This is a genomic window from Streptomyces sp. NPDC043867 (assembly GCF_056435845.1).
Genome location: NZ_JBWKDS010000001.1, coordinates 92,649 through 117,940, shown reverse-complemented (window position 1 = coordinate 117,940; position 25,292 = coordinate 92,649). Strand labels below are relative to the sequence as shown.

Annotated in this window: 25 protein-coding genes; 11 read left to right on the top strand and 14 right to left on the bottom strand. The window is 72.4% G+C overall.

Annotated elements, in window-relative coordinates; genetic code table 11:
• Window positions 1-176 precede the first annotated feature (176 nt).
• The 9 genes from AC069T_RS00700 to AC069T_RS00660 form a co-directional block, all read right to left on the bottom strand.
• On the bottom strand, window positions 177-1,010 hold the full coding sequence (locus tag AC069T_RS00700; RefSeq protein ID WP_478780648.1) for a TetR/AcrR family transcriptional regulator: 834 nt from the start codon (window positions 1,008-1,010) through the stop codon (window positions 177-179).
• Between the two features lie 11 nt (window positions 1,011-1,021).
• Window positions 1,022-1,540, bottom strand: a complete 519-nt coding sequence (locus AC069T_RS00695) for a thiol-disulfide oxidoreductase DCC family protein (RefSeq protein ID WP_478780647.1) — start codon at window positions 1,538-1,540, stop codon at window positions 1,022-1,024.
• 5 nt (window positions 1,541-1,545) lie between these two features.
• Window positions 1,546-1,953, bottom strand: coding sequence for a hypothetical protein (locus AC069T_RS00690; RefSeq protein ID WP_478780646.1), 408 nt, complete (start codon window positions 1,951-1,953; stop codon window positions 1,546-1,548).
• A gap of 102 nt (window positions 1,954-2,055) precedes the next feature.
• On the bottom strand, window positions 2,056-2,472 hold the full coding sequence (locus AC069T_RS00685) for a VOC family protein (RefSeq protein ID WP_478780645.1): 417 nt from the start codon (window positions 2,470-2,472) through the stop codon (window positions 2,056-2,058).
• A 146-nt stretch (window positions 2,473-2,618) separates the two neighbouring features.
• Complete coding sequence (locus tag AC069T_RS00680) at window positions 2,619-3,398, bottom strand: succinate dehydrogenase iron-sulfur subunit (protein ID WP_476754472.1); 780 nt, start codon at window positions 3,396-3,398, stop codon at window positions 2,619-2,621.
• Window positions 3,398-5,152 carry a succinate dehydrogenase flavoprotein subunit gene (sdhA, locus tag AC069T_RS00675; RefSeq protein ID WP_358854359.1) on the bottom strand — a complete coding sequence of 585 codons (1,755 nt, stop codon included), beginning with the start codon at window positions 5,150-5,152 and terminating at the stop codon, window positions 3,398-3,400. The genes AC069T_RS00680 and sdhA overlap by 1 nt, the downstream gene beginning before the upstream one ends.
• A gap of 19 nt (window positions 5,153-5,171) precedes the next feature.
• The gene (locus tag AC069T_RS00670; RefSeq protein ID WP_358854360.1) at window positions 5,172-5,657 is read right to left on the bottom strand and encodes a succinate dehydrogenase hydrophobic membrane anchor subunit; all 486 of its coding nucleotides are present in this window, start codon (window positions 5,655-5,657) and stop codon (window positions 5,172-5,174) included.
• Window positions 5,658-5,662: 5 nt separating this feature from the next.
• Complete coding sequence (sdhC, locus tag AC069T_RS00665; RefSeq protein WP_121405616.1) at window positions 5,663-6,043, bottom strand: succinate dehydrogenase, cytochrome b556 subunit; 381 nt, start codon at window positions 6,041-6,043, stop codon at window positions 5,663-5,665.
• Window positions 6,044-6,191: 148 nt separating this feature from the next.
• A complete protein-coding gene (locus AC069T_RS00660) occupies window positions 6,192-6,803 on the bottom strand; it encodes a 2-oxo-4-hydroxy-4-carboxy-5-ureidoimidazoline decarboxylase (protein WP_478780830.1) in 612 nt (203 codons plus the stop codon).
• A 371-nt stretch (window positions 6,804-7,174) separates the two neighbouring features.
• On the opposite strand from AC069T_RS00660, the gene AC069T_RS00655 reads away from it, so the two are divergent.
• The 4 genes from AC069T_RS00655 to AC069T_RS00640 all read left to right on the top strand — a co-directional run bounded on the left by AC069T_RS00655 (window position 7,175) and on the right by AC069T_RS00640 (window position 10,272).
• Window positions 7,175-8,773, top strand: a complete 1,599-nt coding sequence (locus tag AC069T_RS00655; RefSeq protein ID WP_478780829.1) for a family 20 glycosylhydrolase — start codon at window positions 7,175-7,177, stop codon at window positions 8,771-8,773.
• Window positions 8,774-8,839: 66 nt separating this feature from the next.
• Window positions 8,840-8,983, top strand: a complete 144-nt coding sequence (locus tag AC069T_RS00650; protein ID WP_478780644.1) for a hypothetical protein — start codon at window positions 8,840-8,842, stop codon at window positions 8,981-8,983.
• A gap of 198 nt (window positions 8,984-9,181) precedes the next feature.
• On the top strand, window positions 9,182-9,745 hold the full coding sequence (locus AC069T_RS00645) for a hypothetical protein (protein WP_478780643.1): 564 nt from the start codon (window positions 9,182-9,184) through the stop codon (window positions 9,743-9,745).
• A gap of 131 nt (window positions 9,746-9,876) precedes the next feature.
• Window positions 9,877-10,272, top strand: a complete 396-nt coding sequence (locus AC069T_RS00640) for a hypothetical protein (RefSeq protein ID WP_478780642.1) — start codon at window positions 9,877-9,879, stop codon at window positions 10,270-10,272.
• 47 nt (window positions 10,273-10,319) lie between these two features.
• Here the strand turns inward: AC069T_RS00640 and AC069T_RS00635 are convergent, their stop codons facing one another.
• Window positions 10,320-13,094, bottom strand: coding sequence for an FG-GAP-like repeat-containing protein (locus AC069T_RS00635; protein WP_478780641.1), 2,775 nt, complete (start codon window positions 13,092-13,094; stop codon window positions 10,320-10,322).
• Between the two features lie 280 nt (window positions 13,095-13,374).
• On the opposite strand from AC069T_RS00635, the gene AC069T_RS00630 reads away from it, so the two are divergent.
• From AC069T_RS00630 to AC069T_RS00610, 5 genes are all read left to right on the top strand, one after another.
• On the top strand, window positions 13,375-13,782 hold the full coding sequence (locus AC069T_RS00630) for a hypothetical protein (protein WP_478780828.1): 408 nt from the start codon (window positions 13,375-13,377) through the stop codon (window positions 13,780-13,782).
• A 167-nt stretch (window positions 13,783-13,949) separates the two neighbouring features.
• Window positions 13,950-14,567 (top strand): RNA polymerase sigma factor, encoded by a 618-nt coding sequence (locus AC069T_RS00625; RefSeq protein WP_358854367.1) that lies wholly within the window; start codon window positions 13,950-13,952, stop codon window positions 14,565-14,567.
• A gap of 51 nt (window positions 14,568-14,618) precedes the next feature.
• Complete coding sequence (locus AC069T_RS00620) at window positions 14,619-15,455, top strand: hypothetical protein (protein ID WP_478780640.1); 837 nt, start codon at window positions 14,619-14,621, stop codon at window positions 15,453-15,455.
• Window positions 15,456-16,159: 704 nt separating this feature from the next.
• A complete protein-coding gene (locus AC069T_RS00615; RefSeq protein WP_478780639.1) occupies window positions 16,160-16,822 on the top strand; it encodes an RNA polymerase sigma factor in 663 nt (220 codons plus the stop codon).
• Window positions 16,822-17,919 carry a hypothetical protein gene (locus tag AC069T_RS00610; RefSeq protein WP_478780638.1) on the top strand — a complete coding sequence of 366 codons (1,098 nt, stop codon included), beginning with the start codon at window positions 16,822-16,824 and terminating at the stop codon, window positions 17,917-17,919. The genes AC069T_RS00615 and AC069T_RS00610 overlap by 1 nt, the downstream gene beginning before the upstream one ends.
• A 257-nt stretch (window positions 17,920-18,176) precedes the next feature.
• Here AC069T_RS00610 and AC069T_RS00605 read toward each other — a convergent pair whose 3' ends face one another.
• Window positions 18,177-19,025: a L,D-transpeptidase family protein gene (locus tag AC069T_RS00605; protein ID WP_478780637.1), complete on the bottom strand. Its 849-nt coding sequence runs from the start codon at window positions 19,023-19,025 to the stop codon at window positions 18,177-18,179.
• A gap of 287 nt (window positions 19,026-19,312) precedes the next feature.
• Between AC069T_RS00605 and AC069T_RS00600 the strand changes: the two genes are divergently transcribed.
• A complete protein-coding gene (locus tag AC069T_RS00600) occupies window positions 19,313-20,893 on the top strand; it encodes an acyl-CoA mutase large subunit family protein (RefSeq protein ID WP_358854372.1) in 1,581 nt (526 codons plus the stop codon).
• A 60-nt stretch (window positions 20,894-20,953) separates the two neighbouring features.
• On the top strand, window positions 20,954-21,610 hold the full coding sequence (gene leuE / locus AC069T_RS00595; protein WP_478780636.1) for a leucine efflux protein LeuE: 657 nt from the start codon (window positions 20,954-20,956) through the stop codon (window positions 21,608-21,610).
• Window positions 21,611-21,767: 157 nt separating this feature from the next.
• On the opposite strand, the gene AC069T_RS00590 is transcribed toward leuE, so the two are convergent.
• From AC069T_RS00590 to AC069T_RS00580, 3 genes are read right to left on the bottom strand one after another with little or no spacing between them, the layout of a single operon-like run.
• Window positions 21,768-22,910, bottom strand: a complete 1,143-nt coding sequence (locus AC069T_RS00590; protein WP_478780635.1) for an acyltransferase family protein — start codon at window positions 22,908-22,910, stop codon at window positions 21,768-21,770.
• Window positions 22,907-24,241: a polysialyltransferase family glycosyltransferase gene (locus AC069T_RS00585; RefSeq protein WP_478780634.1), complete on the bottom strand. Its 1,335-nt coding sequence runs from the start codon at window positions 24,239-24,241 to the stop codon at window positions 22,907-22,909. The genes AC069T_RS00590 and AC069T_RS00585 overlap by 4 nt, the downstream gene beginning before the upstream one ends.
• Entirely contained in the window at window positions 24,238-25,218 is a 981-nt protein-coding gene (locus tag AC069T_RS00580; protein WP_478780633.1) for a glycosyltransferase family 2 protein, read from the bottom strand. The genes AC069T_RS00585 and AC069T_RS00580 overlap by 4 nt, the downstream gene beginning before the upstream one ends.
• Window positions 25,219-25,292 lie beyond the last annotated feature (74 nt).

The following is a 25,292-nucleotide window of genomic DNA, read 5'->3' as shown; positions in this document are numbered from 1 at the left end:
CGACGCTCCGCGTCGACTCCCTCCTCCGCCTTGCAGCTGCACGTGCCAGACCCCGCTCGGGTCGGTCAGGACGAACCGTCGGTCACAGCCAGCCTGATCCAAACGACAGGCCCTAGCCCGCCGAGGCCCCGCCGGGGACGCGGAAGCCACGTGTCCGTCCCCGGTGGGGCGCCGCCTCACTCCGTCGGAGGCTCGCCCGCGGGTTCCGCCGTCCGGCCCCTCGCCGCCGGGTCCGGCAGCACTCTGGTCATGCCCGGCAGGAAGTCCGTGAACAGCTCGTGCACCTCGTGGACGAGCGGCCGCAGCACCCGGAAACGGGCCAGCGAGACACCCCGCGTGGTGAGCCGGGCCCCGCGCTCGGCGAGGCGGTAGCTGCGTTCGCGGCCCTCCGTGCGGTCGAACACCCAGTACAGGACGAGCCCCATCTGCGACAGCCACATCAGCTCCGGCAGCACCTCCCGCAGCTCCTCCGGGACCTTCGCCCTCGAACCGGCGAGCACCTGCCGGTGCATGGCGATGGCCGCCTCGCGCGGGCCCTGCGACTCGGGCGAGAAGGGGCTGAGCGGGCTGTCCGGGTCGGCCGCGTTCTTGAAGAACTGCGCCGCGAACTCGTGGTACGGCTCCGCCACGTCCAGCCACGCCTTCAGCACCCCGGCGATCCGTGCCTCCAGGTCCTTCTCCCGCTCCAGGACGGGCCGCACCGCCGTCTGGTGCTCGACCCCGATCCGGTCGTAGAAGCCCTGGATCAGGTGCTCCTTGCCGGCGAAGTAGTAGTAGGCGTTGCCGACGGAGACCCCGGCCTCCTTGGCGATGGCCCGCATGGTCGTCTTGTCGTACCCCCGCTCCTGGAAGAGGCGCAGGGCCGTCTCCAGGATCAGGGCGCGGGTCTGCTCGCTCTTGGCCGGGCTCCGGTCGGCGCCCGCGGCGGAGCTCCGCCCGTCGCTCTCGCCGGGGCCGGGGCCGGGGGCGGGCGCCGCGTCGGGTCCGGGGCTGTCGTTCGGTGCTGGCACGGGAACAGAGCCTAACGAGTGGCGCGGGCACCGCTGTCACAGGCGGGCGGGGTGTAGTCCCAGCCGGCCCGCGGGTCGTAGGTCCACCCGTCGCTCCCGTAGTACGCGCGGCCGCCCCAGCCGTCGGCTCCGGACCGGTGCGTCCGGCGCCACTTCGCGGCGGCCAGCATCGCTCCCCTGGCGAGACGGGCCCCGGCCGGGGTGCTCAGCCGGTGGGCGAGCGGCCGGTGCTCGCGCAGCGCCCACAGGCAGACGATCCAGGCCGCGGAGCCGCGGTAGACCTGTCCCGAGTCCCCGACGACGGTGATCTCATCGAGGGTGACCCGGTGGTCGAGCCCGGGGAAGCGGCGCCGTGCCTCCTGAGATCCCGCCGGGACCAGCCGCAGCGGCACCAGTTGCGGCTGCCTCACCAGCCAGTCGCGCAGGAACGCGCACAGCGGGCACCGGGCGTCGTACAGGACCGTGAGCCCGCGGACCGGGACGCGCGAGGCGTCCCGGTCCCGGCCGGCGGCGGTGGCCGTCGCACGCATCGCGCTCACACCCCGGCCGACGGGGCGACCCACCCCTGCGGCGCGACGGGCGGCACCTGCTCCCGCTCCATGACGCCCCGCCGCCGGATCCTGTTCAGGACGAACACGTTCCCCAGGTGCATGACCCCGAGGACCAGCAGCACCACGCCGAGCTTGGTCGACAGGGCCTCGAAGACCCCGCGGGCGTCGGCGATCTCGTCGTCCTGGTTCAGGTAGAGGGCGACGAAGCCCAGGTTGACCAGGTAGAAGCCGACCACCAGGAGGTGGTTGACCGCTTCGGCGAGCTTCTCGTTCCCGTGCAGCACGTCGGCGAGGAAGATCCGCCCGTTGTGGCTGAGCGTCCGCGCCACCCAGATGGTCAGCGCGATGCTGACCAGCAGGTAGATGACGTACGCGACGACTGTGAGATCCATGTCCCCACCCCTTGTTGAACACGTTCAAAACGTTGTCGTGACCGACTGTAGACCTGCTTTTGAACATGTTCAAGTCAGGGTGGGGACCACCGCCGCTCCGGGCTACGGCTGTGCGGTGCGCGCGAGTTCGGGGCGCTTGCCGTAATCCGTGAAGCCGATGACGTTGCCCCACGGGTCGGCGATCTCCACGGTCCAGCCGGTCGCCCCAGGGAAGGGCGCGTCCAGGGGCTGGATGCCGGACGCGGCGAGCGCGTCGGCCGCGGCCCGCGCGTCCCGCACCTCCAGCCACACCCGGGGTGTGGCCCACGGCGGCTGGCGGTGGCTCAGCTCCTCGTCCAGGTGCAGCAGCAGGCCGGGCGTCTCCTTGCCCACCTTCAGCAGCGCGATCCCGGCCTCGTCGAGCCGGAAGGCCACGGGGAACCCGGCCCGCTCGTAGAAGCCCACCGCCTCGCCGAGACTCCCGACGGGCAGCACCACATTGTCGAAACCGAGCAGCTCGTACGACTCGTCATCTGACATGGCGTCAGGCTAAAACGTCATCCGTACTTCCCCCGGCAACCCGACCCGCCCGTCACCGGCATGGCGCAGGGTCCGACGGGGTGGGCGGGGCACGCCGAAGGCCCCGCTCCCGGAAGGGAACGGGGCCTTCGGCCCGGCCTCTAAGGTCAGATGCGGCGCGTGATCAGCGCGCGCTTGACTTCCTGGATGGCCTTGGTGACCTCGATACCGCGCGGGCAGGCGTCCGTGCAGTTGAACGTCGTGCGGCAGCGCCACACGCCGTCCTTGTCGTTGAGGATCTCCAGGCGCTGCTCGCCCGCCTCGTCACGCGAGTCGAAGATGAAGCGGTGCGCGTTGACGATGGCGGCCGGACCGAAGTACTGGCCGTCGTTCCAGAACACCGGGCACGACGACGTGCACGCGGCGCACAGGATGCACTTCGTCGTGTCGTCGAACCGCTCGCGGTCCTCGGCGGACTGCAGACGCTCGCGCGTCGGCTCGTTCGTGTCCTTCGTGATGAGGAAGGGCATCACGTCGCGGTACGCCTGGAAGAACGGGTCCATGTCGACCACGAGGTCCTTCAGCACCGTCAGGCCCTTTATGGCCTCGACCGTGATCGGCTTCCCGGGGTTGATGTCCTTGATCAGGGTCTTGCAGGCGAGGCGGTTCTTGCCGTTGATCCGCATGGCGTCCGAGCCGCAGATGCCGTGCGCGCAGGACCGGCGGAACGTCAGCGTGCCGTCGAGGTCCCACTTGATCTTGTGGAGGGCGTCGAGGACACGCTCCTTCGGGTCGATCTCCAGCTGGAAGTCTTCCCAGGTCGCCTCGGCCGAGATCTCCGGGTTGTACCGGCGGATCCGGAAGGTGGCGGTGATGTAGGGGGAGTCGGCGAAGCCCGCCTCGGGCTGGCCGGCGCTGTCCGCCTTGTCGAGGGTCGGGGTAGCCATCAGTACTTACGCTCCATCGGCTGGTAGCGGGTCTGGACGACCGGCTTGTAGTCGAGACGGATGGACTCGGTGCCGTCGTCGCCGACCTCGCGGTACGCCATGGTGTGGCGCATGAAGTTGACGTCGTCGCGGTTCGGGTAGTCCTCGCGGTAGTGGCCGCCGCGGGACTCCTTGCGGGCGAGCGCGGAGACGGCCATCACCTCGGCCAGGTCGAGCAGGTTGCCCAGCTCGACCGCCTCGAGGAGGTCCGTGTTGTACCGCTTGCCCTTGTCCTGGATCGACACGTTCCGGTAGCGCTCGCGCAGCTCGGCGATCTTCTCGACCGCGGTCTTGATCGTCTGCTCCGTGCGGAACACCATCACGTTGGCGTCCATGCACTCCTGGAGCTCCCGGCGGATGTCGGAGACCCGCTCGTTGCCCGTGGAGCCGCGCAGCCGCTCCACCTGGGCGGCGACCAGCGACGCCGGGTCCTCGGGCAGCTCGACGTAGTCGGCCGTGGCCGAGTACTCGGCGGCGGCGATACCGGCCCGCTTGCCGAAGACGTTGATGTCGAGCAGCGAGTTGGTGCCCAGGCGGTTGGCGCCGTGCACCGACACGCAGGCGACCTCGCCTGCGGCGTACAGACCCGGGACGACCGTGGTGTTGTCCGCGAGGACCTCACCCCGGACGTTCGTCGGGATGCCGCCCATGGCGTAGTGCGCGGTGGGCTGGATCGGGATCGGGTCCGTGTAGGGCTCGATGCCGAGGTACGTACGGGCGAACTCCGTGATGTCCGGGAGCTTGGCGTCGAGCTGCTCCGGCGGCAGGTGCGTGAGGTCGAGGTAGACGTGGTCGCCCTCGGGGCCGCAGCCGCGGCCCTCACGGATCTCCGTGTAGATGGAGCGCGAGACGACGTCACGGGACGCGAGGTCCTTCATGACCGGCGCGTACTTCTCCATGAAGCGCTCGCCGTCCTTGTTGCGGAGGATGCCGCCCTCACCGCGGGCGCCCTCCGTCAGCAGGATGCCCATGCGCCAGATGCCGGTCGGGTGGAACTGGAAGAACTCCATGTCCTCCAGCGGCAGCCCGCGGCGGTACACGGCGGCCTGGCCGTCACCGGTCAGGGTGTGCGCGTTGGACGTCACCTTGAAGAACTTGCCGGTGCCGCCGGACGCGTAGATCACGGCCTTCGCCTGGAAGACGTGGATCTCGCCGGTCGCCAGCTCGTACGCGACCACGCCCGCCGAGCGCTTGACGCCGTCGACCTCGGTGATCAGCTGGTCCAGGACGTAGAACTCGTTGTAGAACTCCACGCCCTCCTTGACGCAGTTCTGGTACAGCGTCTGGAGGATCATGTGGCCGGTGCGGTCCGCGGCGTAGCAGGACCGGCGGACCGGGGCCTCGCCGTGGTTGCGCGAGTGACCGCCGAAGCGGCGCTGGTCGATGGTGCCGTCCGGGGTGCGGTTGAACGGCAGGCCCATCTTCTCCAGGTCGAGGACGGAGTCGATGGCCTCCTTCGCCAGGATCTCGGCGGCGTCCTGGTCGACCAGGTAGTCACCGCCCTTGACCGTGTCGAAGGTGTGCCACTCCCAGTTGTCCTCCTCCACGTTGGCCAGCGCGGCGGCCATGCCGCCCTGCGCGGCGCCCGTGTGGGAGCGGGTCGGGTAGAGCTTCGTCAGGACGGCGGTGCGGCTGCGCTTCGTCGCCTCGATGGCGGCGCGCATGCCGGCGCCGCCGGCGCCGACGATGACGGTGTCGTACTTGTGGATCTTCATGATTCTCGCAGCCCCGTGCCTAGCGGATGTTCGGGTCGAAGGTGAAGATCACCAGCGTGCCCAGCAGGATGGTGAACACCGTGGCGGTGTAGAGCAGGCCCTTGAGCCACAGCCGGGACGTCGTGCGCTCGGCGTAGTCGTTGATGACCGTGCGCAGGCCGTTGGCGCCGTGCAGCATGGCGAGCCACAGCATGGCCAGGTCCCAGGCCTGCCACCAGGGGGACGCCCAGCGGCCCGCCACGAAGGCGAAGCCGATCTTGGAGACGCCGCCGTCGAGGACGAGCTGGATGAGCAGGTGGCCGAGGACCAGGACGACCAGGACGATGCCGGACAGGCGCATGAAGAGCCAGCCGTACATCTCGAAGTTGCCGCGGGTCGACTTCGGGGTCTTCCTGGTCCGCTTGCGCGGGGCCTCGATCAGGGGAGCCGGGTTGTCGACGCCGTACAGCGAAGCACCCGCGCCCTCGACGGGGCCGATACCGGAGGTGGTGGTCTCAGTGGACATCGGCGTCAGCTCCCGAATACTTCGCGGAATGCGTGACCGAGGACCGGGTAGAGAGCCCCGGCCATCAGCACGACCCAGATACCGACGACGGACCAGAGCATCTGCTTCTGGTAGCGCGGGCCCTTCGACCAGAAGTCGACGGCGATGACACGCAGGCCGTTCAGCGCGTGGAAGAGGATGGCGGCCACGAGGCCGTACTCCAGCAGCGCGACGATCGGGGTCTTGTACGTGGACACGACCTTGTCGTAGTCCTCGGGGGAGACACGGACGAGAGCGGTGTCCAGGACGTGTACGAACAGGAAGAAGAAGATGAGGACGCCGGTGACTCGATGAGCCACCCAGGACCACATTCCTTCCCGGCCGCGGTACAGCGTTCCAGCCGGCACGGAAGAACCCTCCGGGAGCGGGGATTGGGGCCGCGCCGGCTTCTGTGTCGGACGGGCCCGGCCGGGTACGGTCCACCGGCCCCGGCCATCGTAGCGACGAGTTGTCGGAACGCTTACAGCGGGCCCGTCTGTGTGATCAAACAGGCAATCAAACAGGCACGTACGGGCTATCAGGTCGGCCCGAACCGGCTGTTTCCGGGCATACGGTGCCCGCGCCGGGGGCCTCTTCGAACAGGTGCACAAGGCGCGCGATCCGGCCACGGGCGAGTCGCCTGAGCTCCTCGGCCGCCAGGACGCGCTCCTCCTCGGGGTCGTTGGCGAGCCGGGAGCGGATCCCGGCGAGCACCCGGTCGAGGGCCTCGTCCGGGGCGAGGTCGTCCAGACAGATCACGAAGATGTGCCCGAAGCGGCTCTCGTACGCGGCGTGGGCGGCGCCGAGCGCGGTGTGCGCGGCGGAGTACGCGCCTTCCGGGAGTGCCGTGAGGGACTCCCCGGCCAGCGCCTCGGCGAGGTCGGCGGGCGTCAGGTCGTACGCCGCCTCGTCGGCCGCGGCGAGCAGCGCGCCCAGGTCGGGGTAGGGGCGGTGCTCGGTGAGCCGTCTGGCCCAGCGCACGCTGCGGCAGCAGGTGAGGAGCGCGTGCTCGACGGTGCCGGCGGGCGCCGCGTTGAACCGCTCCGGGCGGGCCGGGGACGGGACCGCGCCCTTCTGCTCCGGCAGGGCGACCGGGCCGGGGAGGCGTGGGAGACGGTGCGAAGGCAGCGTGGGTCCTCGGCGGTGGGATCCGGTGGCGTCCTCGGGACGTCACGTGTGGTTCGGCGGGGGCGACAGAAGTGCTGCCACGTTATCGATGCCGGTCAGGACCTGTCCGGGCGATGCCCCAATTTCACCCGCACGAGAGAGTTTCAGCACATCGAGTGGACGGTGGGGAGGCGGAGACGTTGGCTTGGGTTCACCGTGGAGGAGTAGCAGGAGGTGTACGAGAGAGCCGTACGGGGTGCTGCACGAGGAAAGGCGTAGGAGGCGGTGGGTGACGTGGAGTGGACCCTGGGAGCCGAGGCGTGGGGCGTGACGCGGTGAGCGGGAGCAGGCGGCGGGCCCACGGCCGGCCCCGGACGAGCCGGACCGGCCCCCTGGGGAAGAACGGCGCGCTGGCCGCCGCGGGCGTGCTGGTGGCGGGCGCCACCGCGGCGACCGTCGCTTTCTGGCCGTCCGGCGAGGGCCGGCCGGCGGGGGCGGCGGCCCCCACCGAGAGCGGTTCGGTGTCCCCGGCCGCGACCTCCCCCTCCCCGTCCCGCTCCTACGCCCTGTCACAGACCCCCCGCACGATCCCCGCCGTCCGTGAGCACACCCCCGCCCGCGGTCCCGGCTGGCGCCCGGCGGCGAGCGGACGCGTGGTGGTGGACGACGGCGGCCTCGAGGACGAGGGACGGCTGCTCGCCGGGGAACTCAAGCTGTCGTACGCGGGCGAGACCAAGCCCCGGTCCGGCGACGTCCAGCTGAGCCTGAACGGCGCGGGCGACAAGGGCGCCAACCCGGAGTCGTACACGCTGACCGTGAAGAACGGGCAGGTCACCGTGGCCGCGCCCACCGAGACCGGAGTCTTCTACGGCACCCGCACCCTCAAGCAGGAGGTGCACGGCGGCGGCACGGCTCCCGAGGGCGTGGTGCGCGACGAGCCAGCGAAGCCGGTGCGCGGGTTCATGCTCGACACGGCCCGCAAGCACTTCACGGCGCGCTGGATCGAGGACCGGATACGCGAACTCGGCGACCTCAAGTACAACCAGCTGGGCCTGCACTTCTCCGACGACCAGGGCTTCCGCATCGAGTCGGACTCGCATCCGGAGATCGTGTCGAAGGAGCACCTCACCAAGGCCGAGGTCCGCAGCATCCTGGCGCTGGCGGCGAGCCGCCACATCACCGTCGTCCCCGAGATCGACTCGCCAGGGCACCTGGGCGCGGTGATCGCCGCCCACCCCGGCCTCCAGCTGCGCAACGCGCAGGGCACGGCCACCCGCGGCGCGATCGACATCTCCGAGCAGGCGTCCGCGGACGTCGTCGACGACCTGCTGAACGAGTACGCCGGCCTCTTCCCCGGCGCCTACTGGCACCTCGGCGCCGACGAGTACCAGGCACTGACGGTGTCCAACCCGGCGGCCTCCTTCCCGCAGCTCGCCACCGCCGCCGCGAACACCTTCGGATCCGGCGCGAGCATCGCCGACCTGGCGACCGGCTGGCTCAACGACCGCGCCGAGCTGATGCGCGGACACGACCGGACCGTGCGCGCCTGGAACGACGGCTTCTTCCGCGGCGGCAAGGTCCAGGCGGACGACGACATCCAGGTCGCGTACTGGACCGGCAAGGAGATCGGCGCGCGGCCGCCGGTCGAGTACCTGAGCGAAGGCCGCAAGGTGATCAACTACAACGACGAGTTCCTCTACTACGTGCTCGGCGAGCCGCAGACCTTCGTCTACCCGACGGGCAAGCGCATCTACGAGCAGTGGACCCCGCTCGTCCTGCGCGGCACCTCACCGGTGCCCGCCAAGTACGACGACCAGATCCTCGGCGGGACCTTCGCCGTCTGGTGCGACCTGTCGCAGTCGCAGACGCAGGAACAGGTGGCGGCCGGGATCCGGATGCCGCTCGCGGCGATGGTCCAGAAGACGTGGGACCCCGGCAGACCGCCGTTGTCCTGGGCGGACTTCCAGAAGCTGGCGGACGGGCTGCGCTGACGGAGAGTGGACGCGGGCGCTTCCCGGACCGTATCTTCCGCGTGCCGGAGCAAGCCCTGGGGAGAGGTGCGCGCGGCTTCCTGTGAACCGCGCCCCGCGGACGTCGTCGACGTGGCGGCTGCCGGGCTCGCCGTCGCCGTCGTGCCGCGGCTGACGCGCATGCAGGACCTGAAGGCCGCCCGGCAGGGCCCGGCGTCGGCCGGCGTCTGACGGCGCCCCTCGGCCACGCCCCGGCTCCGGCTCCGGCCACGGCTGCTGGCCGAAAACCTCCTCTCCCGGCTGCCCGGCAGGGCCCGCGCGGTACCGCTGTGACACTCCCGGGCCGTCGCACGCAGTAAGGGGAAATGCGGGCTCCGTGAGACACAGGCGCCCTGTCGAGGGACTTCGACGGATTTCGAGGAGGCGTTGATGAGCCTGGTGGACCTGGTCGCTCAGGCCGACGAGCGGGGCCTGGCCGCGAGCGGACTGGCTTGTTTGGATCGCTGCGTGCCGCTGCTGGGCGGTGACGACGAGGTCCTGCGCCCGCTCTGGGCGAGCCTCGTGGACGGCGAGGCGTGGGAGGAGCGGCTGGCCGGGGTCCGCGCGAAGCTGGACTCCGGCGTGCCGGAAGGGGGCACGGCCGACGAGGACGAGGCCGCCCTGCTCACCCGCCGCATGCTCGACGCCGTACCCGCGGCGCCCTCCGGCACCGCCCTGCGCGAGTGGGCCGACGCCTGTTCGGAGGCGGCCCTCCGGGTCCACCGGCTCCTGGACGCCGCCGACGACGGCCCGTCCCCGGTGTCGGCCCGCCGCGAGGGCCGAACGGACGGCATGTCACCGCTGGTCGCGGCCGAGCTGAGACGCCAGATCACCGTCCTGGAACTCCTCGCGGACCACGGCGCCGGCGGACTGCGGCCCGCCCTCGACGCGTCGACGGAAGGGCGGCGCGTGCTGCGCGCGGTGGTGTCCCGGCGAGCCCGCGGCCGGGTGTAAACGCCGATCGGCGCAAGGGTCCTGTGACCGTCCCGGGGCGGACGTGGGGACGGTGGGGCGGTCCTGCGCCGGTGTCGCCGCAACCGCCCGGACGGAGTGACGAATCCCGCCGCGTACGCGCTCTTGGGAGTGTGACAGCACAGCAGGCAACCAGGCCCTCAGCCGCCACGAAGCCCGTGCGATGGGCGGCGGACGCGGTCGCGGCGATGCGTGAAGGCGCACGGCTGCGGCTCGACTACTCGGCGCAGAGCCTCTGGCGCGTCGACCGGATGATCGAGGAGATACGGCGGGACGGGGCGCCCTACGCCGCCGTGCAGAGCGTGCTGCGCGGATTCGGCGCGTACGCGGGTGAGGTCCTCGTCCGGGAGACCGGCGCGGAGTGGTGGGAGAGCGGCGGCGACCACTGGGTCCGCACCCCCGACGGGCGGCTGTGGGACCCGGTCGACGAGGCCCGGCGCTGCTACACGGGCGACGGCTCGCTGCGGCTGCTGTGCCGGGACGCGACAGCGCGGACGGGACCCCGGTAGGACGGGGCCCCGGCCGCGGAGGGCCGCCGGGCGGTGGCGTCGCGGCGTTACGGCGTGAGCACCTGGCCCAGTCGTGCCGCCGTCGCCGTGCCCAGCTGGGTCAGCCCGTAGTACGCGGACCGGGCCGGTGCGGCGGACCCGCCGGGGACCGGCACGTACAGCAGGGTGCCGTTGCCGGTGTCCTCGCCCTCGGCGCCGACGGTCAGGTCGGCGTAGCCGTCGCCGGTGACGTCGGTCAGCGAGAGCGCGGAGCCCAGCTTGTCGTCGGTCTCCGTGGAACCGGGGACGCCTTCGGTGTCCTGCGAGACGGCCAGCGACCCGGTGCCGGTCAGGCCCGTGGACGTGCCCTTGAGCAGCCACACCGAGCCCGCGTTGGACCGGTTGGCGCCGTCGCGGGTGACGTCCTCGTTCGGGGCGCCGGTGAGGACGTCCGCGTAGCCGTCGGCGTCGGCGTCGCCCACCGAGACCGAGGTGCCGAAGGCGTCGCCGGACTCGGAGGCGCCCTCCACCCCGGAGGTGGACTGGTGGACCGTCGTCAGCCCGGTGCCGGTGAAGCCGGTGGACGTGCCGGGGACCACCGTGACCTGGCCGCCGGAGTTGCCGCCGGACTCGCCCGCGTAGGGCTGGCCGACGACGATGTCGTCGTAGCCGTTGCCGTTCACGTCGCCCGCGGCGACGGAGCGGCCGCCCTTGACGGTGAGCGTGGACACCTTCGACAGACCGAGCGTCCTGGAGCCCTTGAACCAGGTGATCTTGCCGGCGCCGGACGCGTCACGGTAGTTGAGGGCGACGTCCGCGTAGCCGTCCCGGTTGAAGTCGCCGGAGGCCGCGTCGGCGTAGGCGAGGGCGCCGCTGACGGTGGTGATGTCGCCGGCGACCTCGTGGCCGTCGCCGAAGCGGGCCGCCCAGTTGCCGCCGGTGCCGGTGGCCGCCGTGAAGACGTCCGCCTTGCCGTCGGCGTTGAAGTCGCCGACCGCGACCGTCGCCCCGAACCTGGCGCCGTTCGGGTTGTAGTCGTCGCCCAGCGCCATGGTGTCGGCGCCCGTGTCGAACGCGGGCCCGTACAGGATCGTCACCGCGCCGCGGTCCGTGTGCGTGGTGTCGTCCTCGCCGGGCGCACCGACCGCGAGGTCGGCGACGCCGTCGCCGTTGATGTCGCCCCAGGCGGTCGCGGACCCCCACAGGTCGCCGGACTCGGCGGCGCCGGGAACACCGGCACTGCCCTGGTTGAGCTTCCGCTTCGAGGCGGCGACGGGCCCGCCGGTGCCGCCGGGCACCAGCGTGAGCCAGCCGCTGCCCTGCTTGGGCGTGGCGGCGACCAGGTCGCTGACGCCGTCGCCGGTGTAGTCGGCCGTGGGCGCCGCGGAGTTCCGGCCGGCACCGGAGGCGTACCGGCGGATCTCGGCGAGCTTGCCGTAGAGGTTCTTGCCGGGGGACGTGGTCGTCTCGACGTCCTTGTGGCCCGCGACGGTCTTCACCGTGACCCGGGCGCCTGCCGCGTACTTGCCGGTGTCGGCGTCGGCGGTCAGCGTGACCGAGCCGCTCGGATCGCCGTCGTACTGGCCGAGCTTCCAGGCGGCGAGGCGCGCCACCGACTCCACGGCGGCCCGGGAAGGTCTGCCGGCGGGCTTCACCGGCGTGGCGGCCGCATCGCCCTCGAAGTCACCGAGGACGGCGACGCCCGTCGACCGGCCGTTGAAGCCGTAGGTGTGCTCACCGCGCACCGGCAGGTCGATACCGCCCGCGCGGCCCTCGAAGATCCGGCCGCACTTGTCGACGAGGAAGTTGTAGCCGAGGTCGTTGCGCTTGGCGACCTGGATGTCGTACGCCATGAGGCCGCGCACCAGGGACGCCGACTGGGCGCAGCTGTAGTCGTTCGTGCCGCCCGTGTGGTGGACGAAGACCGCGTCGATCCCGTCGATGTACTCCGGCGCGTCCGCCACGGCCGACTCGTTCGCGCCCCACTTGGCGCGCGGGACGACGGGCGGCTGGACGACGGTCGAGGCGAGCGGGGAGGGGGCGGGGGACGGGGTCGCGGTCGGAGACGCGGAGGCGGTGGCCGATGCGGCGGCGGATGCGGACGTGGTGGCCGACGCGGACGCGCTCGCGGGGGCGGACGGTGCGGCGGAGTCCGCCGGTGACGCGGTGGCGGGGTCGGTCGGGTTCTCGGCGAAGGCGGCGTTGTCCAGCATGCCGGTGTCGACCGTGCCGGTGGTCCCGCTCGCCCGGTTCGTCCCGGCGGCGCTTCCTCCACCGGTCCCGGCGCTCACGGCCTCGGCGGCGGTCACGCCCGGGTCCACCAGATTGACCTGGAGCCCCTTGGGCAGCCCGGCACGCGAGGAGCCGTCGGCGGCGACGATCCGGGCCTGGACCCCGTCGCTCGCGCCGACCCACAGCGGCCGGGACGTGCCACGCGCGTCCTGCGCTCCCGGCTCGGCGCTGTCGACGGGACGGAAGCCCACGTCGAGGCTCTGCCAGCCGCTCCACTTCCCGGTCTCGCTGCTGCGGGTGCGCACCTGAGCGGATCCGTCGAGCTCGGCGGCGGCGCCGGTCCACGAGACACCGACCAGCGAGAAGGGGTCGGTGCCGGTCCTCGGCAGTTCGCGCGCCCCGGCTCCGCCGTTCGTCGGCGTGAGGCCGTGCACCGACACGGGACGCTTGCCGCGCGCGGCGTCCGCGGCCGGGCCGCCGCTCGGGTTCGCGACGGCGTACGACACGACCCCCGCTCCACCCAGTACGACGGCGCCGAGCGTCAGCCACGTCCTCCGCTTCAGGCTCAGCGGCTTGTACGCATGGGTCTTACGGCGACTCAAATGCCCCACCCCTAGAAGAACCTCACAAAAAGACCACCCGTCACGCAGGTGGCTCTCTATTTCAGCGCACAGTGACGGGCAAACCGCACCGCCGGAAGGTGTGCGGTACATCACTCTTGACCGGCGGAGGCGTGTCACGGCCTTCGGAGGGGTGTCCGTAAGGCATCGCACAGACGTCCGGAGAGTGACGTTCCGCGGCCCGGATCCGCTGGGTCCCGAGAGACGCGCGCCGGACGCGCAGGGGATACGAGGGGGGCTCGTGGCGAAGCGGAGCGAGGTCGAGGCGCGGATGCGGTGGCAGGCGGCGGAGTTCGTGCGGCGGGTCACGGCGCGCAACCGGCTGCCCCTGGACTACTCGGTGGACAGCCTCCGGGTGGTCGACTTCATCGTGGACGGCGTCAGGAAGGGCGGGACCGAGCGCAGGCGGGTGCACGACGTGCTGTTCGGGCTCGGCGTCTACACCGGGGAGGTGTTCGTCCGGCGGGCCGGTGGCGTGTGGGTCGAGTTCGACGCCGGGCAGCGGGAGCTGTTCGGGCAGCCGGTCGGGGTGCGGATGCCCGACGGACGGGTGTGGAACCCGCTCGGGAAGGTCGTGAAGCGGTTCGACGAGGGCACGGCCGAATCCGTGCGCACGCTGTACCTCCAGGTGCACGGCCGGGCGAGCCGGGCCGCCGGCTGCGACAGGCGGTCCGCGTAGGGGAGTGCCGCGGGGTCCGGGCTGCGGGGGCGCGGCGCGGGCGACGGGGCTTCTGACGGGCTGTGACATTTCTGTGGGGCCCGACGCTGATGACCGTGGGGGCGTGGACACGGCCGGCCGTGCACATGGCGCGGATGCGTGACGACTCGGTGCGAACGAGGACAGTGTTGGGCCAGGGAGGGGAGCCCTGCCGCGTGCAGGCGTACGACGGGGAGCTGGGCGTGGCCGTCGGGCGGGCCCAGGAGGGGGACGAGGCCGCGTTCGCGGTCGCGTACCGCATCGTGCAGCCCGGGCTGCTCGGGTACCTGCGCGGGCTCGTCGGGGAGGACGCGGAGGACGTGGCGTCCGACGCGTGGCTGGAGATCGCGCGGGACCTGGGGCGTTTCCGGGGGGACGGGGCGGGCTTCCGCGGCTGGACGGCGACCATCGCCCGGCACCGGGCGCTGGACCATCTGCGCCGGCAGCGGGTACGGCCCCGGGCGACCGCGCTCGAACAGGATCTGCTGGAACTGCCCGGCGTCCACAGCACGCACGACCAGGCACTGGAGTCCCTGTCCACCGAGTACGCCCTGGAACTGGTCGCCGGGCTGCCCCGCGACCAGGCCGAGGCCGTACTCCTGCGGGTGGTCGTGGGGCTCGACGGTCCCGCCGCCGCGCGCGTCCTAGGCAAACGGCCCGGCGCCGTCCGCACCGCCGCGCACCGGGGTCTCAGGCGCCTCGCCCGGCAGCTCGGGGCCGAAGGTGTGACGCCTGAGGGCCCCCGGACGCTGGGGGAGTCGGGATGAGCGCCGGGAGGACGGGCGCCAGGACGACGACGGCCGGGGACGGATGCGGACATGGGTGAACGGCAGAGCGACGGGAGGGCTCCCGGCCGCCGGGCCGTACCTCCGGGCGGCGCGCGGCCGGGCGCCGAGGAGTCGGGTCCGGCGGGCGCGGAGCCCGCGGCGCCCGCGGGGTCCGCGGAGGCGTCCGTCGAGGTTCTGCTCGCCGCCGTACGGAGCCGGCCGGTCGATCCGCAGGGGGAGCGGCGTGCCGTCGCGGCGTTCCGCGCCGCCCGGGAGCAGGGGGCGCACGTCGGGCAGGGCCGGCGCCGGGACGACTGGCGGCCGCGGGAGCAGCGGCGGGCGCGTCGGTCGCTGCGGACGGTGCTCGTGACGCTGTGTGCCGGCCTCGCGCTGGGCGGGGTCGCGGTCGCGGCCATCGGTCCGGCCGGTCTGTCGCCTGGCGACGGCGCAGAGCAGCGGGGGAGGGCCGAACCGTCCCACAGCACCGCGGGCCCCTCGCGGGGGCGGCCCGGGGCGACTCCCGCACCCGGCGGCCCGAGCCCGTCCGGGCGGTCGCCGGGCGCCCGGGACGCGGAGGCGCACTGCCGTGCGTACGCGGCCGTCGCGGGCCGGGGCCGGGCCCTCGGCTCGGCCGCCTGGCAGCGGCTGGTCGCCGAGGCGGGCGGGGAGGACGACGTCGAGGCGTACTGCGCGGAGCGGTTGGGCGGGGCGGAGGCGAGTGTGGACGGCGACCCTCCGGGGCGTGGTGGCGCGGCCCGGGAGAAGGGCCGGCCGACGCATGCGGGCCGTCCGACGCGGGCGGCCGAGCCTGTCGGGCCGGGGTCGGCTGCCCGGCCCACGGCGTCGAAGAGCAACGGGAACGGGAGCGGTAACGGTAGGCGGGGCTAGGTTCTGGTCGGTCGCGCTCCGCACAGGGGTGGCCGCTCCCGCCGCGGGGCTCCGCCCCGGACCCCGCTCCTCAAAACGCCGAGGGGCTGATTCTTGCCCCGCGTCCCGGGTGCCGGCGGGGCGATTCTTGCCCCGCGTATCGGGTGCCGGAGGAGGGGAATCCTGCCCCGCTTCTCGGGTGCCGGTGGCCGCTCCCGCCGCGGGGCTCCGCCCCGGACCCCGCTCCTCAAACGCCGGAGGGGCTGATTCTTGCCCCGCGTCCCGGGTGCCGGCGGGGCGATTCTTGCCCCGCGTATCGGGTGCCGGAGGAGGGGAATCCTGCCCCGCATCTCGGGCGCGAAGGTGCGCATCCTGCCCCGTGGGCTGCGGTGTGCCGGCACTCGGCCGTGTGCCGATGGCAACGGCCGGGGCCGCCACCCCCCACAGGAGAGGCCCCGGCCGTCGCGCGGCACGGGCCGCGCGGCCCGTACTTCCTACAGCGCCGTGAGTGCGCTTTCTGTCACACCTCACCGCGTCACGAGTTAGTTGCATGTTCTACGGTCATGGACGAGGAGCGGTTTCACGCCGTAACGTGCCTTTCGCGCCGGACTGTGAACCGGCGCCACATCCACGAAGGGCCCACGACCGCGACCTTCGACAGAGGGACACAACGGCGAGAACCCGGTCCGCGAGAGCGGCGCCGGCCTAGGCGCAAGAGGGGCGCGGTGCTGGGGGACGACGCGGAGCTGACCGCCGCGGTGCTTGCGGCACAGGACGGGGACGAGACCGCGTTCCGGACTGTGTACCGCGCTGTGCACCCGCGGCTGCTCGGGTACGTACGGACGCTGGTCGGCGACCCGGACGCCGAGGACGTGACCTCCGAGGCCTGGCTGCAGATCGCCCGTGACCTCGAGCGGTTCAGCGGTGACGCCGACCGGTTCCGCGGCTGGGCCGCCCGTATCGCCCGCAACCGCGCCCTCGACCACATACGCATGCGCGGCCGCCGCCCCGCGATAGGCGGCGACGAGACCGAGCTGACCGGACAGGCGGCCGAGTCCGACACCGCGGGTGAGGCGATCGAGGCCCTGGCCACCGACAGCACCCTCTCCCTCATCGCCCGCCTCCCGCAGGACCAGGCCGAGGCCGTCGTGCTGCGTGTCGTCGTCGGACTCGACGCCAAGACCGCGGCCGAGACCCTGGGCAAGCGCCCCGGCGCCGTCCGCACCGCGGCGCACCGCGGCCTGAAGCGGCTCGCGGAGCTGCTCGGCGCGGATGCGGAATCCGCGGGCGCCCTCGGTGCCCTACCCCCGCAAAGAGAGCCGCGTACCCGCGCGGTGACGTCCGCCGGTGTGACGCATACGCGTGCGCGGACGCAGAAGGACATGTGATGGCCGACGAGCAGTACAGGTGGCTGGACCGTGAGGCCGCGGAGCGTCTGCTGCGCGGGGAGCCGCTGGAGACCGTCGACGCCGAGACCCGCGAGCAGGCGGACCGGCTGGCCGAAACGCTGCTGGCGCTGGCCGCCGCACCCCCGCTGAACAGCGCCGAACTCCCCGGCGAGGCAGCGGCGTTGGCCGCCTTCCGCGCGGCCCGCGCCGGGGCGGACGACGAGTCCGCGCTGCCCGGGGGCGAGCACCCTACGCGCGGCGCCGCCCGCTTTTCCGGCGCCGGCCTGGTGCGCCTCGGGCGGCCCGCGCCGGCCGGGCGGCGGACCTCCTGGGGCCGCCCCCTGCGGCTGGGACTGGCGGCCGCGCTGGCCGCCGGGATGATCGGCGGGGTCGCCGTCGCGGCGGGAACCGGAGTGCTGCCCACGCCGTTCGGCGATCACGAGCCCGCACCGGCCGCCACGGTCTCCGCGGCGTCGACACCCCGGCAGCCGCTCGTCTCCCCGTCACCCGGCGTCACCGGGGGCCGGTCCGGCGTGCCGTCACCCGACGGGTCCACTGAGGGCTCGTCCCCGGGCGGCACCGGACGCGACGAGGCGCGGGGCGGCGGCGCAGTGAGCGGGCAGCCGGACGCCGAGGACACGGGCACGTCCGGCCGCTCCGACGACCGGCGGGGCAGCGTGCTGGCGTCCTGCCGCGACCTGCGCAGGGGCCGGCAGCTCGACGTGGACCGAAGGCGTGTCCTGGAGGACGCGGCCCGCGGTTCCGGTCGCGTCAAGAAGTACTGCGAGGGCGTCCTCGGGGACGCGGAGGGCCGTTCCGGTGCCGACGAGGAGAGCGGCGGCACGAAGGACAAGGACAAGGGGGACAAGGACGAGGGGGACAAGGGCGGCCGGGGCGACGACGCCAAGCACCACCTGGTCCCGGGCGGTGGCGGCCACCAGGGGAACGCCGACGCCACACCGCCCGCGGCCTTCGCCCCCTCCGCGTCGGCGATGAAGTCGGCGAAGCACGTCAGGACCGGGGGGGCCCCGGCGGCTTCCGCCGCGTCCAGCCTCTCACCCGTGTACGGCGCGCTGTCGGTTCCGGCACGCTCCTGAGCTGGGAGAACCCAGGGAGCCTGCCACCGTGCACCCCTCTGACCTGCGGTTTCGTAATTCGTTGAAATTTTTCCCGCGTGGGTGTGACGTTTTCGGCCGCCGGGGCGCAGTAATGAGTGAGCCGACTGGTCATCGGCCCTCGCATCGAGCCGGGGTTCCCCCCGTACCCACGGCTCGGTGCACCGAGGCGCGGGCGGGACACGTTCCCCCGGTTCCGCCCGCGCCCCACTCCTCCTCGCCGTGGCGGGGCCCGCGCGTCACCAGTAGACGACGACCTTGTCCCCCGAGCGGACCTGCGCGAACAGCACCGAGATCTTCGCCTCGTCCCGTACGTTGACGCAGCCGTGCGAGCCCCCGGCGTAGCCCCGGGCCGCGAAGTCGGACGAGTAGTGGACCGCCTGGCCCCCGCTGAAGAACAGCGCGTACGGCATCGGCGAGTCGTAGAGCGTCGACACGTGGTGGCGGGACTTGAAGTAGACGGTGAACACCCCCTCGCGCGTGGGTGTGTACTGCGCGCCGAAGCGCACCGCCATCGTCGAGACCGTCCTGCCGTCGATCATCCAGCGCAGGGTCCGGCTGGTCTTGCTGATGCACAGCACCCGCCCGGTCATGCAGCGCGGGTCCGGTTTCGCGGCGGGCTGCCCGCCGAAGGCGTACAGCTCCCACTTCGTCGGCTCGTGCGTCATCCGGACCAGCCGCCGCCAGGTGGCGGTGTCCGTCTCGCCGGTCCTCGGCAGCCCGCGCTTGCCCTGGAAGCCCCTGACCGCCGTGACCGTCGGGGTGTCGTACGTCCCGGTGGGCCCTTCGAACAGCCAGGCGAGCTGCCGGAGTCTGGCCTGCACCTCGCGGACGTCCGTGCCCCGGTCGCCCGAGGACCAGAGCACCCGTGCGGCGGCCGGCGCCGTGCCGGGCTTCCGCGTGCCGGGCGTCCCGGTGTCGTCGCCGTCCTCCTTCGGCGTGCCGTCCTGCTGCCGGCCCTTGGCGTCGGGCGTGCCCGTGACGTCGATCCGCACGAGCGGCTGCCGACCGTCCCCGGCCCCGTCGGCCGCCGCCTTGCAGCCGGTGACGGCGGCGAGCGCCACGAGCGCGGCGACGCCCCTCCTCATGCCCGTCCTTCGCATTCCGGCCCCTGTCGTCTCGGAGTTCCGCGCCGGCTCGGCTGTGTCACCTGAGATGCTCCCCTCACGTGTCCGGTTGCGAACCAGCCGCCATTGTTGACGGCCGGAGCGTGCGCCATAGTCGGGACAGGCACGCAGGGACCCCGAACGGGCCCGAACGGGTCTGTGAGCAAGGTCCCAGCGCGGTCCTCTCCACCGGGCGCACGGCCGCCGCTACAGTCCGTCGCGAGGGTCGTCTGTACTAGCGAGTAACCAAGCATGCGGAGGCACACACCATGGCGCGCGAGTCGGAGTCCGGACTGCCCATCGAGCCGGTCTACGGACCGGACGCCCTTGCGGACTGGGATCCCGCGGAGAAGCTGGGCGCGCCCGGACAGTACCCGTTCACGCGTGGCGTGTACCCCTCGATGTACACCGGCCGGCCGTGGACGATGCGCCAGTACGCCGGTTTCGGTACGGCCGTGGAGTCCAACGCCCGCTACCAGCAGCTGATCGCGAACGGCACCATGGGCCTGTCCGTAGCCTTCGACCTGCCGACCCAGATGGGCCACGACTCCGACGCGCCGATCGCCTCCGGTGAGGTCGGCAAGGTGGGCGTCGCCATCGACTCCGTCGACGACATGCGCATCCTGTTCGGCGGCATCCCGCTGGACAAGGTCTCCACGTCGATGACGATCAACGCCCCCGCCGCACTGCTGCTGCTGATGTACCAGCTCGTCGGCGAGGAGCAGGGCGTCCCCGCGGACCGGCTGACGGGCACGATCCAGAACGACGTGCTGAAGGAGTACATCGCCCGCGGCACGTACATCTTCCCGCCGAAGCCCTCCCTGCGCCTGATCGCCGACATCTTCAAGTACTGCAAGGCCGAGATCCCGAAGTGGAACACGATCTCGATCTCCGGCTACCACATGGCCGAGGCCGGTGCCTCCCCCGCGCAGGAGATCGCCTTCACGCTCGCGGACGGCATCGAGTACGTGCGCACGGCGGTCGCGGCCGGTATGGACGTCGACGACTTCGCCCCGCGCCTGTCCTTCTTCTTCGTCGCCCGCACGACGATCCTGGAGGAGGTCGCCAAGTTCCGTGCCGCCCGCCGTATCTGGGCGAGGGTGATGCGCGAGGAGTTCGGCGCGAAGAACCCCAAGTCGCTGATGCTGCGCTTCCACACGCAGACCGCCGGGGTGCAGCTGACGGCGCAGCAGCCCGAGGTGAACCTGGTCCGGGTCGCCGTCCAGGGGCTGGGCGCGGTGCTCGGCGGTACGCAGTCCCTGCACACGAACTCCTTCGACGAGGCCATCGCGCTGCCCACGGACAAGAGCGCCCGCCTGGCCCTGCGGACCCAGCAGGTGCTGGCGTACGAGACCGACGTCACCGCCACCGTCGACCCGTTCGCCGGCTCGTACGTGGTCGAGAAGATGACGGACGACGTGGAGGCCGCCGCCGTCGAGCTGATGGCGAAGGTCGAGGAGATGGGCGGCGCGGTCAACGCGATCGAGCGCGGCTTCCAGAAGGGCGAGATCGAGCGCTCGGCCTACCGCATCGCCCTGGAGACGGACTCGGGCGAGCGCGTGGTCGTGGGCGTCAACCGCTACCAGCTCGACGCGGAGGAGCCCTACGAGCCGCTGCGCGTCGACCCGGCCATCGAGGCGCAGCAGGCGGAACGGCTCGCCACCCTGCGCGCCGAGCGCGACCAGGCGGTGGTCGACGCGGCCCTCGCGGACCTGAAGAAGGCGGCCGAGGGCACGGACAACGTCCTGTACCCGATGAAGGACGCGCTGCGCGCCCGGGCGACCGTGGGCGAGGTGTGCAACGCCCTCCGGGAGGTCTGGGGGACGTACGTGCCGACCGACGCTTTCTGACCGGACCGCAGCGCGAAAAGCCCCGAGCGGAGTGCCGTACGCGTGTGCGACACTCCGCTCATGCTTGGCGTCATCGACCTCCCCACCTACCTCGTGGGCCTCGTCCTGATCGTGCTGCTCCCCGGGCCGAACTCGCTCTACGTGCTCTCGGTGGCCGCCCGCCGCGGTGTGCGCGCCGGGTACCGGGCCGCCGCCGGTGTCTGGTGCGGGGACGCCGTGCTGATGACGCTGTCCGCCGCGGGAGTCGCCTCGCTGCTCCAGGCGAACGCGGTGCTGTTCGGGATCGTGAAGTACGCCGGGGCGGGTTATCTGACCTGGCTCGCGGTCGGGATGCTGCGGGCCGCGTGGACGATGTGGCGGACCCGGCGGGAGCGGGCCGGGGCCGAGAGCACACCGGCGGCGCCGGTCGCCGGGGAGCGGCCCTTCCGGCGGGCGCTCGTCGTCAGCCTCTTCAACCCCAAGGCGATCCTCTTCTTCGTCGCCTTCTTCGTGCAGTTCGTGGACCCGGACTACGCCTACCCGGCGCTCTCCTTCGTCGTGCTCGGCGTCTTCGCCCAGCTCGCGAGCTTCCTCTACCTCACCGCGCTGATCTTCGGCGGTACGAAGCTGGCGGCCGCCTTCCGCCGCCGCCGGGTCCTGTCCGCGGGGGCCACCTCGGCGGCGGGCGCGCTGTTCCTCGGTTTCGCGGTGAAGCTGTCGCTGGCGAGCTCGGTGTAGGACGCGGCCCCGCCGAGCCCTGCTCGTAGTCCTGGAAGAGCTCGGCGCCCGCGGCGGCCGGGAGGGGGAAGTCCGCCGTGCGCGCCGCGCCTGGTGGTCGCGGGGATCGAGGCGCGGTACCGGATCGCCTGAGCCCCGGGTGGCGGGGCCCGGGACCTCAGCGGGCGGAGGTGAGCAGCGCCCGCAGCCGGGGCCCCAGCCGGTCCTCCACGCAGCGGTTCAGCAGCCACGCCAGGACGAGCATCGTGAGGACCGTGAGCGGGAGGGTCCCGTACGCCGGGATGTGCAGGGTGCGGTGATAGGCCTCGACGGCGACCCAGCCCAGATGCTCGTGCACCAGGTAGAAGGGGTACGTCAGCGCGCCCGCCACGGTCAGCCAGCGCCAGTTCGCCCGGCTCAGCCAGCCCAGGGCGATCGCGGCGACCGCGAGGAACCCGAGGGTGACGACCAGGACGATGCCGTACGAGGTGCGGTACGAGAAGAAGCCCGGGTTCGGGGCGTGCCACAGCTGCTTCACCGCGTAGTGCTGGCCCACCAGCCAGCTGACGCCGACGATGCCCCAGGCGTACGCGTCCCGCCGGTCGCGGTGGACCAGGTACAGGCCGACGCCGCCGATGAAGAACGGCGCGTACTGCGGCATCAGGACGATGTCCAGCAGGGGCTGGTCCGCGGACTCCGCGATCGCCGCCGCCAGCGTCCAGCCCGCGCAGAACAGGATGACGCGCTGCCGGTTCGCGCCGGGCAGCACGATGCACAGGGCGAACAGCGCGTAGAAGCGGACCTCGGCCCACAGCGTCCAGCAGACCCCCAGCACCCGGTCCACGCCCAGTGGCTGCTGGAGCATCGTCAGGTTCACCAGCGCGTCGCTCGGCGACACCGCCCGGTAGGCGACGACCGGCAGCGCGAACACCGCCGTCACGAGGATCACCGCCGCCCAGTAGGAGGGCAGCAGACGGGAGGCGCGCGAGGCGAAGAACGCGCGCAGCGTGCGGCCCCAGCCGCTCATGCAGATCACGAACCCGCTGATCACGAAGAAGATCTGCACGCCGAGACAGCCGTACGCGAACCACGAGTGCAGGGTGGGGAACTGCAACCTCGGTGAGCTGCCCCACGCCTCGGAGATCTCGCCGTCCCGGCCGCCGTAGTGGTACATGGCGACCATCAGCGCGGCGATCAGCCGCAGCCCGTCGAGCGCGCGCAGGCGGGGCGCGTGCACCCGGGGACCTGTCCGGGGCGGGACGTCGGCGGCCTCGGCGGCCGGTGGCGCGAGGGCCGCCGGCTCCTTCGTGGACGCGGTCATCCGAGCGTCGCCCGTTTGAGGGAACGCGCGCGGCGGGCCACCCGGCGGACGGTCGCGTTGCGCGGAAGGAACGCGAGCTGGGCGGGGACCGCGCCGGGCAGCGCCAGCGAGGTCAGGCGTCGCCGCTTGAAGTAGCGCCAGGTGTGCTGGTCCAGACGACGGGACAGATACCGTTCGGCGGCGGGGCGCAGCCGCGGGTAGATCTTCGGCTGCATGGCGAACCCGACGGCATGGACGAGGCTCGTGAGGTCCGCCGCCTCAGGGCCCGGGCGCTGCGACGCGACCGCCGCCCGGTCCGTCAGTTCGGGCAGCAGCGCGTCCACGACGGTGACGGGGACGCGGTTGCTGTTCTCGTACGGCGTGAGGCGGTCGAGGAGCGTCTCCGTGCCGATACGGGCGACCGGCAGGCCGTACAGCGCGGACGCCGTGAGCAGCGCGGTGGAGAAGCAGCCGACGACCAGCGCGGGACGCATCCGCTGGTACAGCACCTCGGCGAGGACCGGGGTGTCGAGCACCGTCAGGTCGGCGCCCAGTCTCTCCGCCTCCTTCTCCAGGAGACGCGACCAGCGGGCCGGCGCGGTGGGGTGCGGCTTGAACACCACGCGGGTGTGGCCGAGTTCGACGGCGCCCTTCAGCATCCGTACGTGCAGGTCCTCCTCCTCCTCGGCGGAGAGGATGCCGAGCGCCGAGAGGTATTGGCCGAGCAGCAGTGCCGGTTCCTCGACCTGCGGCAACGCGTCGCCGGTGTCCCCGAGTTCGGCGAGCACCTTCGCGAAGGCGTCCGTCGGCACGACCTCGGGGCCGACGCCGAACTCCGTGAGCAGCAGGGGCGTGAGACCCGGCACCAGGTCCAGGTGCAGCAGCCGGGTCACCCGCGTGCCGACCAGCGGGTCGATCTTGGAGCGGGTGGGCCCGTAGCTCATGAGGCCGTCCGCGTACACGGTGACGGGCGCGCCCAGGAAGATCTGCGCCACGGCGAGCGCGGGGTTCACCTGGATCGACTCGACGGCCAGCTCGACGTCGTCGTCCCCGAGCCGCCAGGCGAGCCGCAGATGCCGCTCCCAGAGCGGCACGTCGTCGGGCCGCGGTGCCCAGCCCCCCGGGTGGAAGGGGGAGATGGTCTCGTTCCACGAGATCACCTCGTCGAAGCGGCCGCGCAGCTGCGCGAAGCCCGGCATCTCGTCCACGGCGGGCGTCGTCTCGGGCGTCGCCGCGTTGTTCGACACGAGCAGGATGCGCCGGTCGACGGGCGCGAAACAGTCCGCGTCCAGGGCCGCGGCGAGCGTCGCCGTGCCGTACAGCGTGGACACCATGAAGATCTGCGTGGTCACGCGGCCACCCCCGTGGCCGGAACCGGACGGCGCCGCAGCCGGCGCAGCCGCGTCGCGCGCTGGACGTCCATCGAGTCGAGCGCCTCGTCCAGCACGTCCTGCGGCATGCGCCGCAACGCGACGGCGCTCATCGACTTCAATTTCCGTGCCACGGATGGCTCGAACCTTTCGATGGATCCCAGGTGATGGGAAATGATCGCGCAATAGGTGCGCACGGCCTTGGGCAGCAGAATGTCCGCGTCGCGGTCCGCCGCGGTCTCCGTGACGACCTGGTCGAAGGCGCGGATGAAATCGAGCTGCCGCACGTCCCCGATCTGCGTGAGGGAAGAGGCGACCCCGCGCCGGTAGAACACTCCGAGCAGCCCCACGGTGGCGAATGATTCCGCCTCCCGGTGCAGCTTCCAGATCCACGGCCGGTCCTCCGCCGTCCGCAGTCCGTCGGTGAAGTGCAGCAGCCCGCGGTCGACCAGCCGGCGGTGGTAGATCCCCGCCCAGGCGTAGGCGTAGTCGACGGAGGTGGACCGGTCGGCGGGCAGGATCGCGTCACGGGGACGCAGGACGACCCCGCGCCGGCCGTGCGGGACCCGGTGCACGGTGCGGGCCCGCGCGGTGCACTGGACGTGGTCCGTACGGACGAAGTCGCAGCCCAAGCCCTCGATGGCGGAGAGGAGTTGCTCGTAGTAGCCGGGAGCGAGCCAGTCGTCCCCGTCGAGGAACGTCAGGTATTCGCCGCGCGCCGCGTCGATGCCGGTGTTGCGCGCGGTCGCAAGGCCTCCGTTCTTCTCGTGTCTGACATGCACCGCGCCCGGGAGCTCGCGCTCCGCGCGCGCGAGAATGTCCGGCGTCTCGTCGCGGGAACAGTCGTCGACGAGAATGAATTCGAAGTCGTCGCGTGTGTTGGCACGCAGACTCTTCAGGGTGTCGGGCGCGTATTGCTGCACGTTGAAGAACGGCACGATGACGGAGAGCTTGACCACCCGAGTGACGTTAGGCGGCGGCCCGGCATTCGTCTTGACCGTTGGTGGGATGCAAGGTGAACGACGCGTGGCGA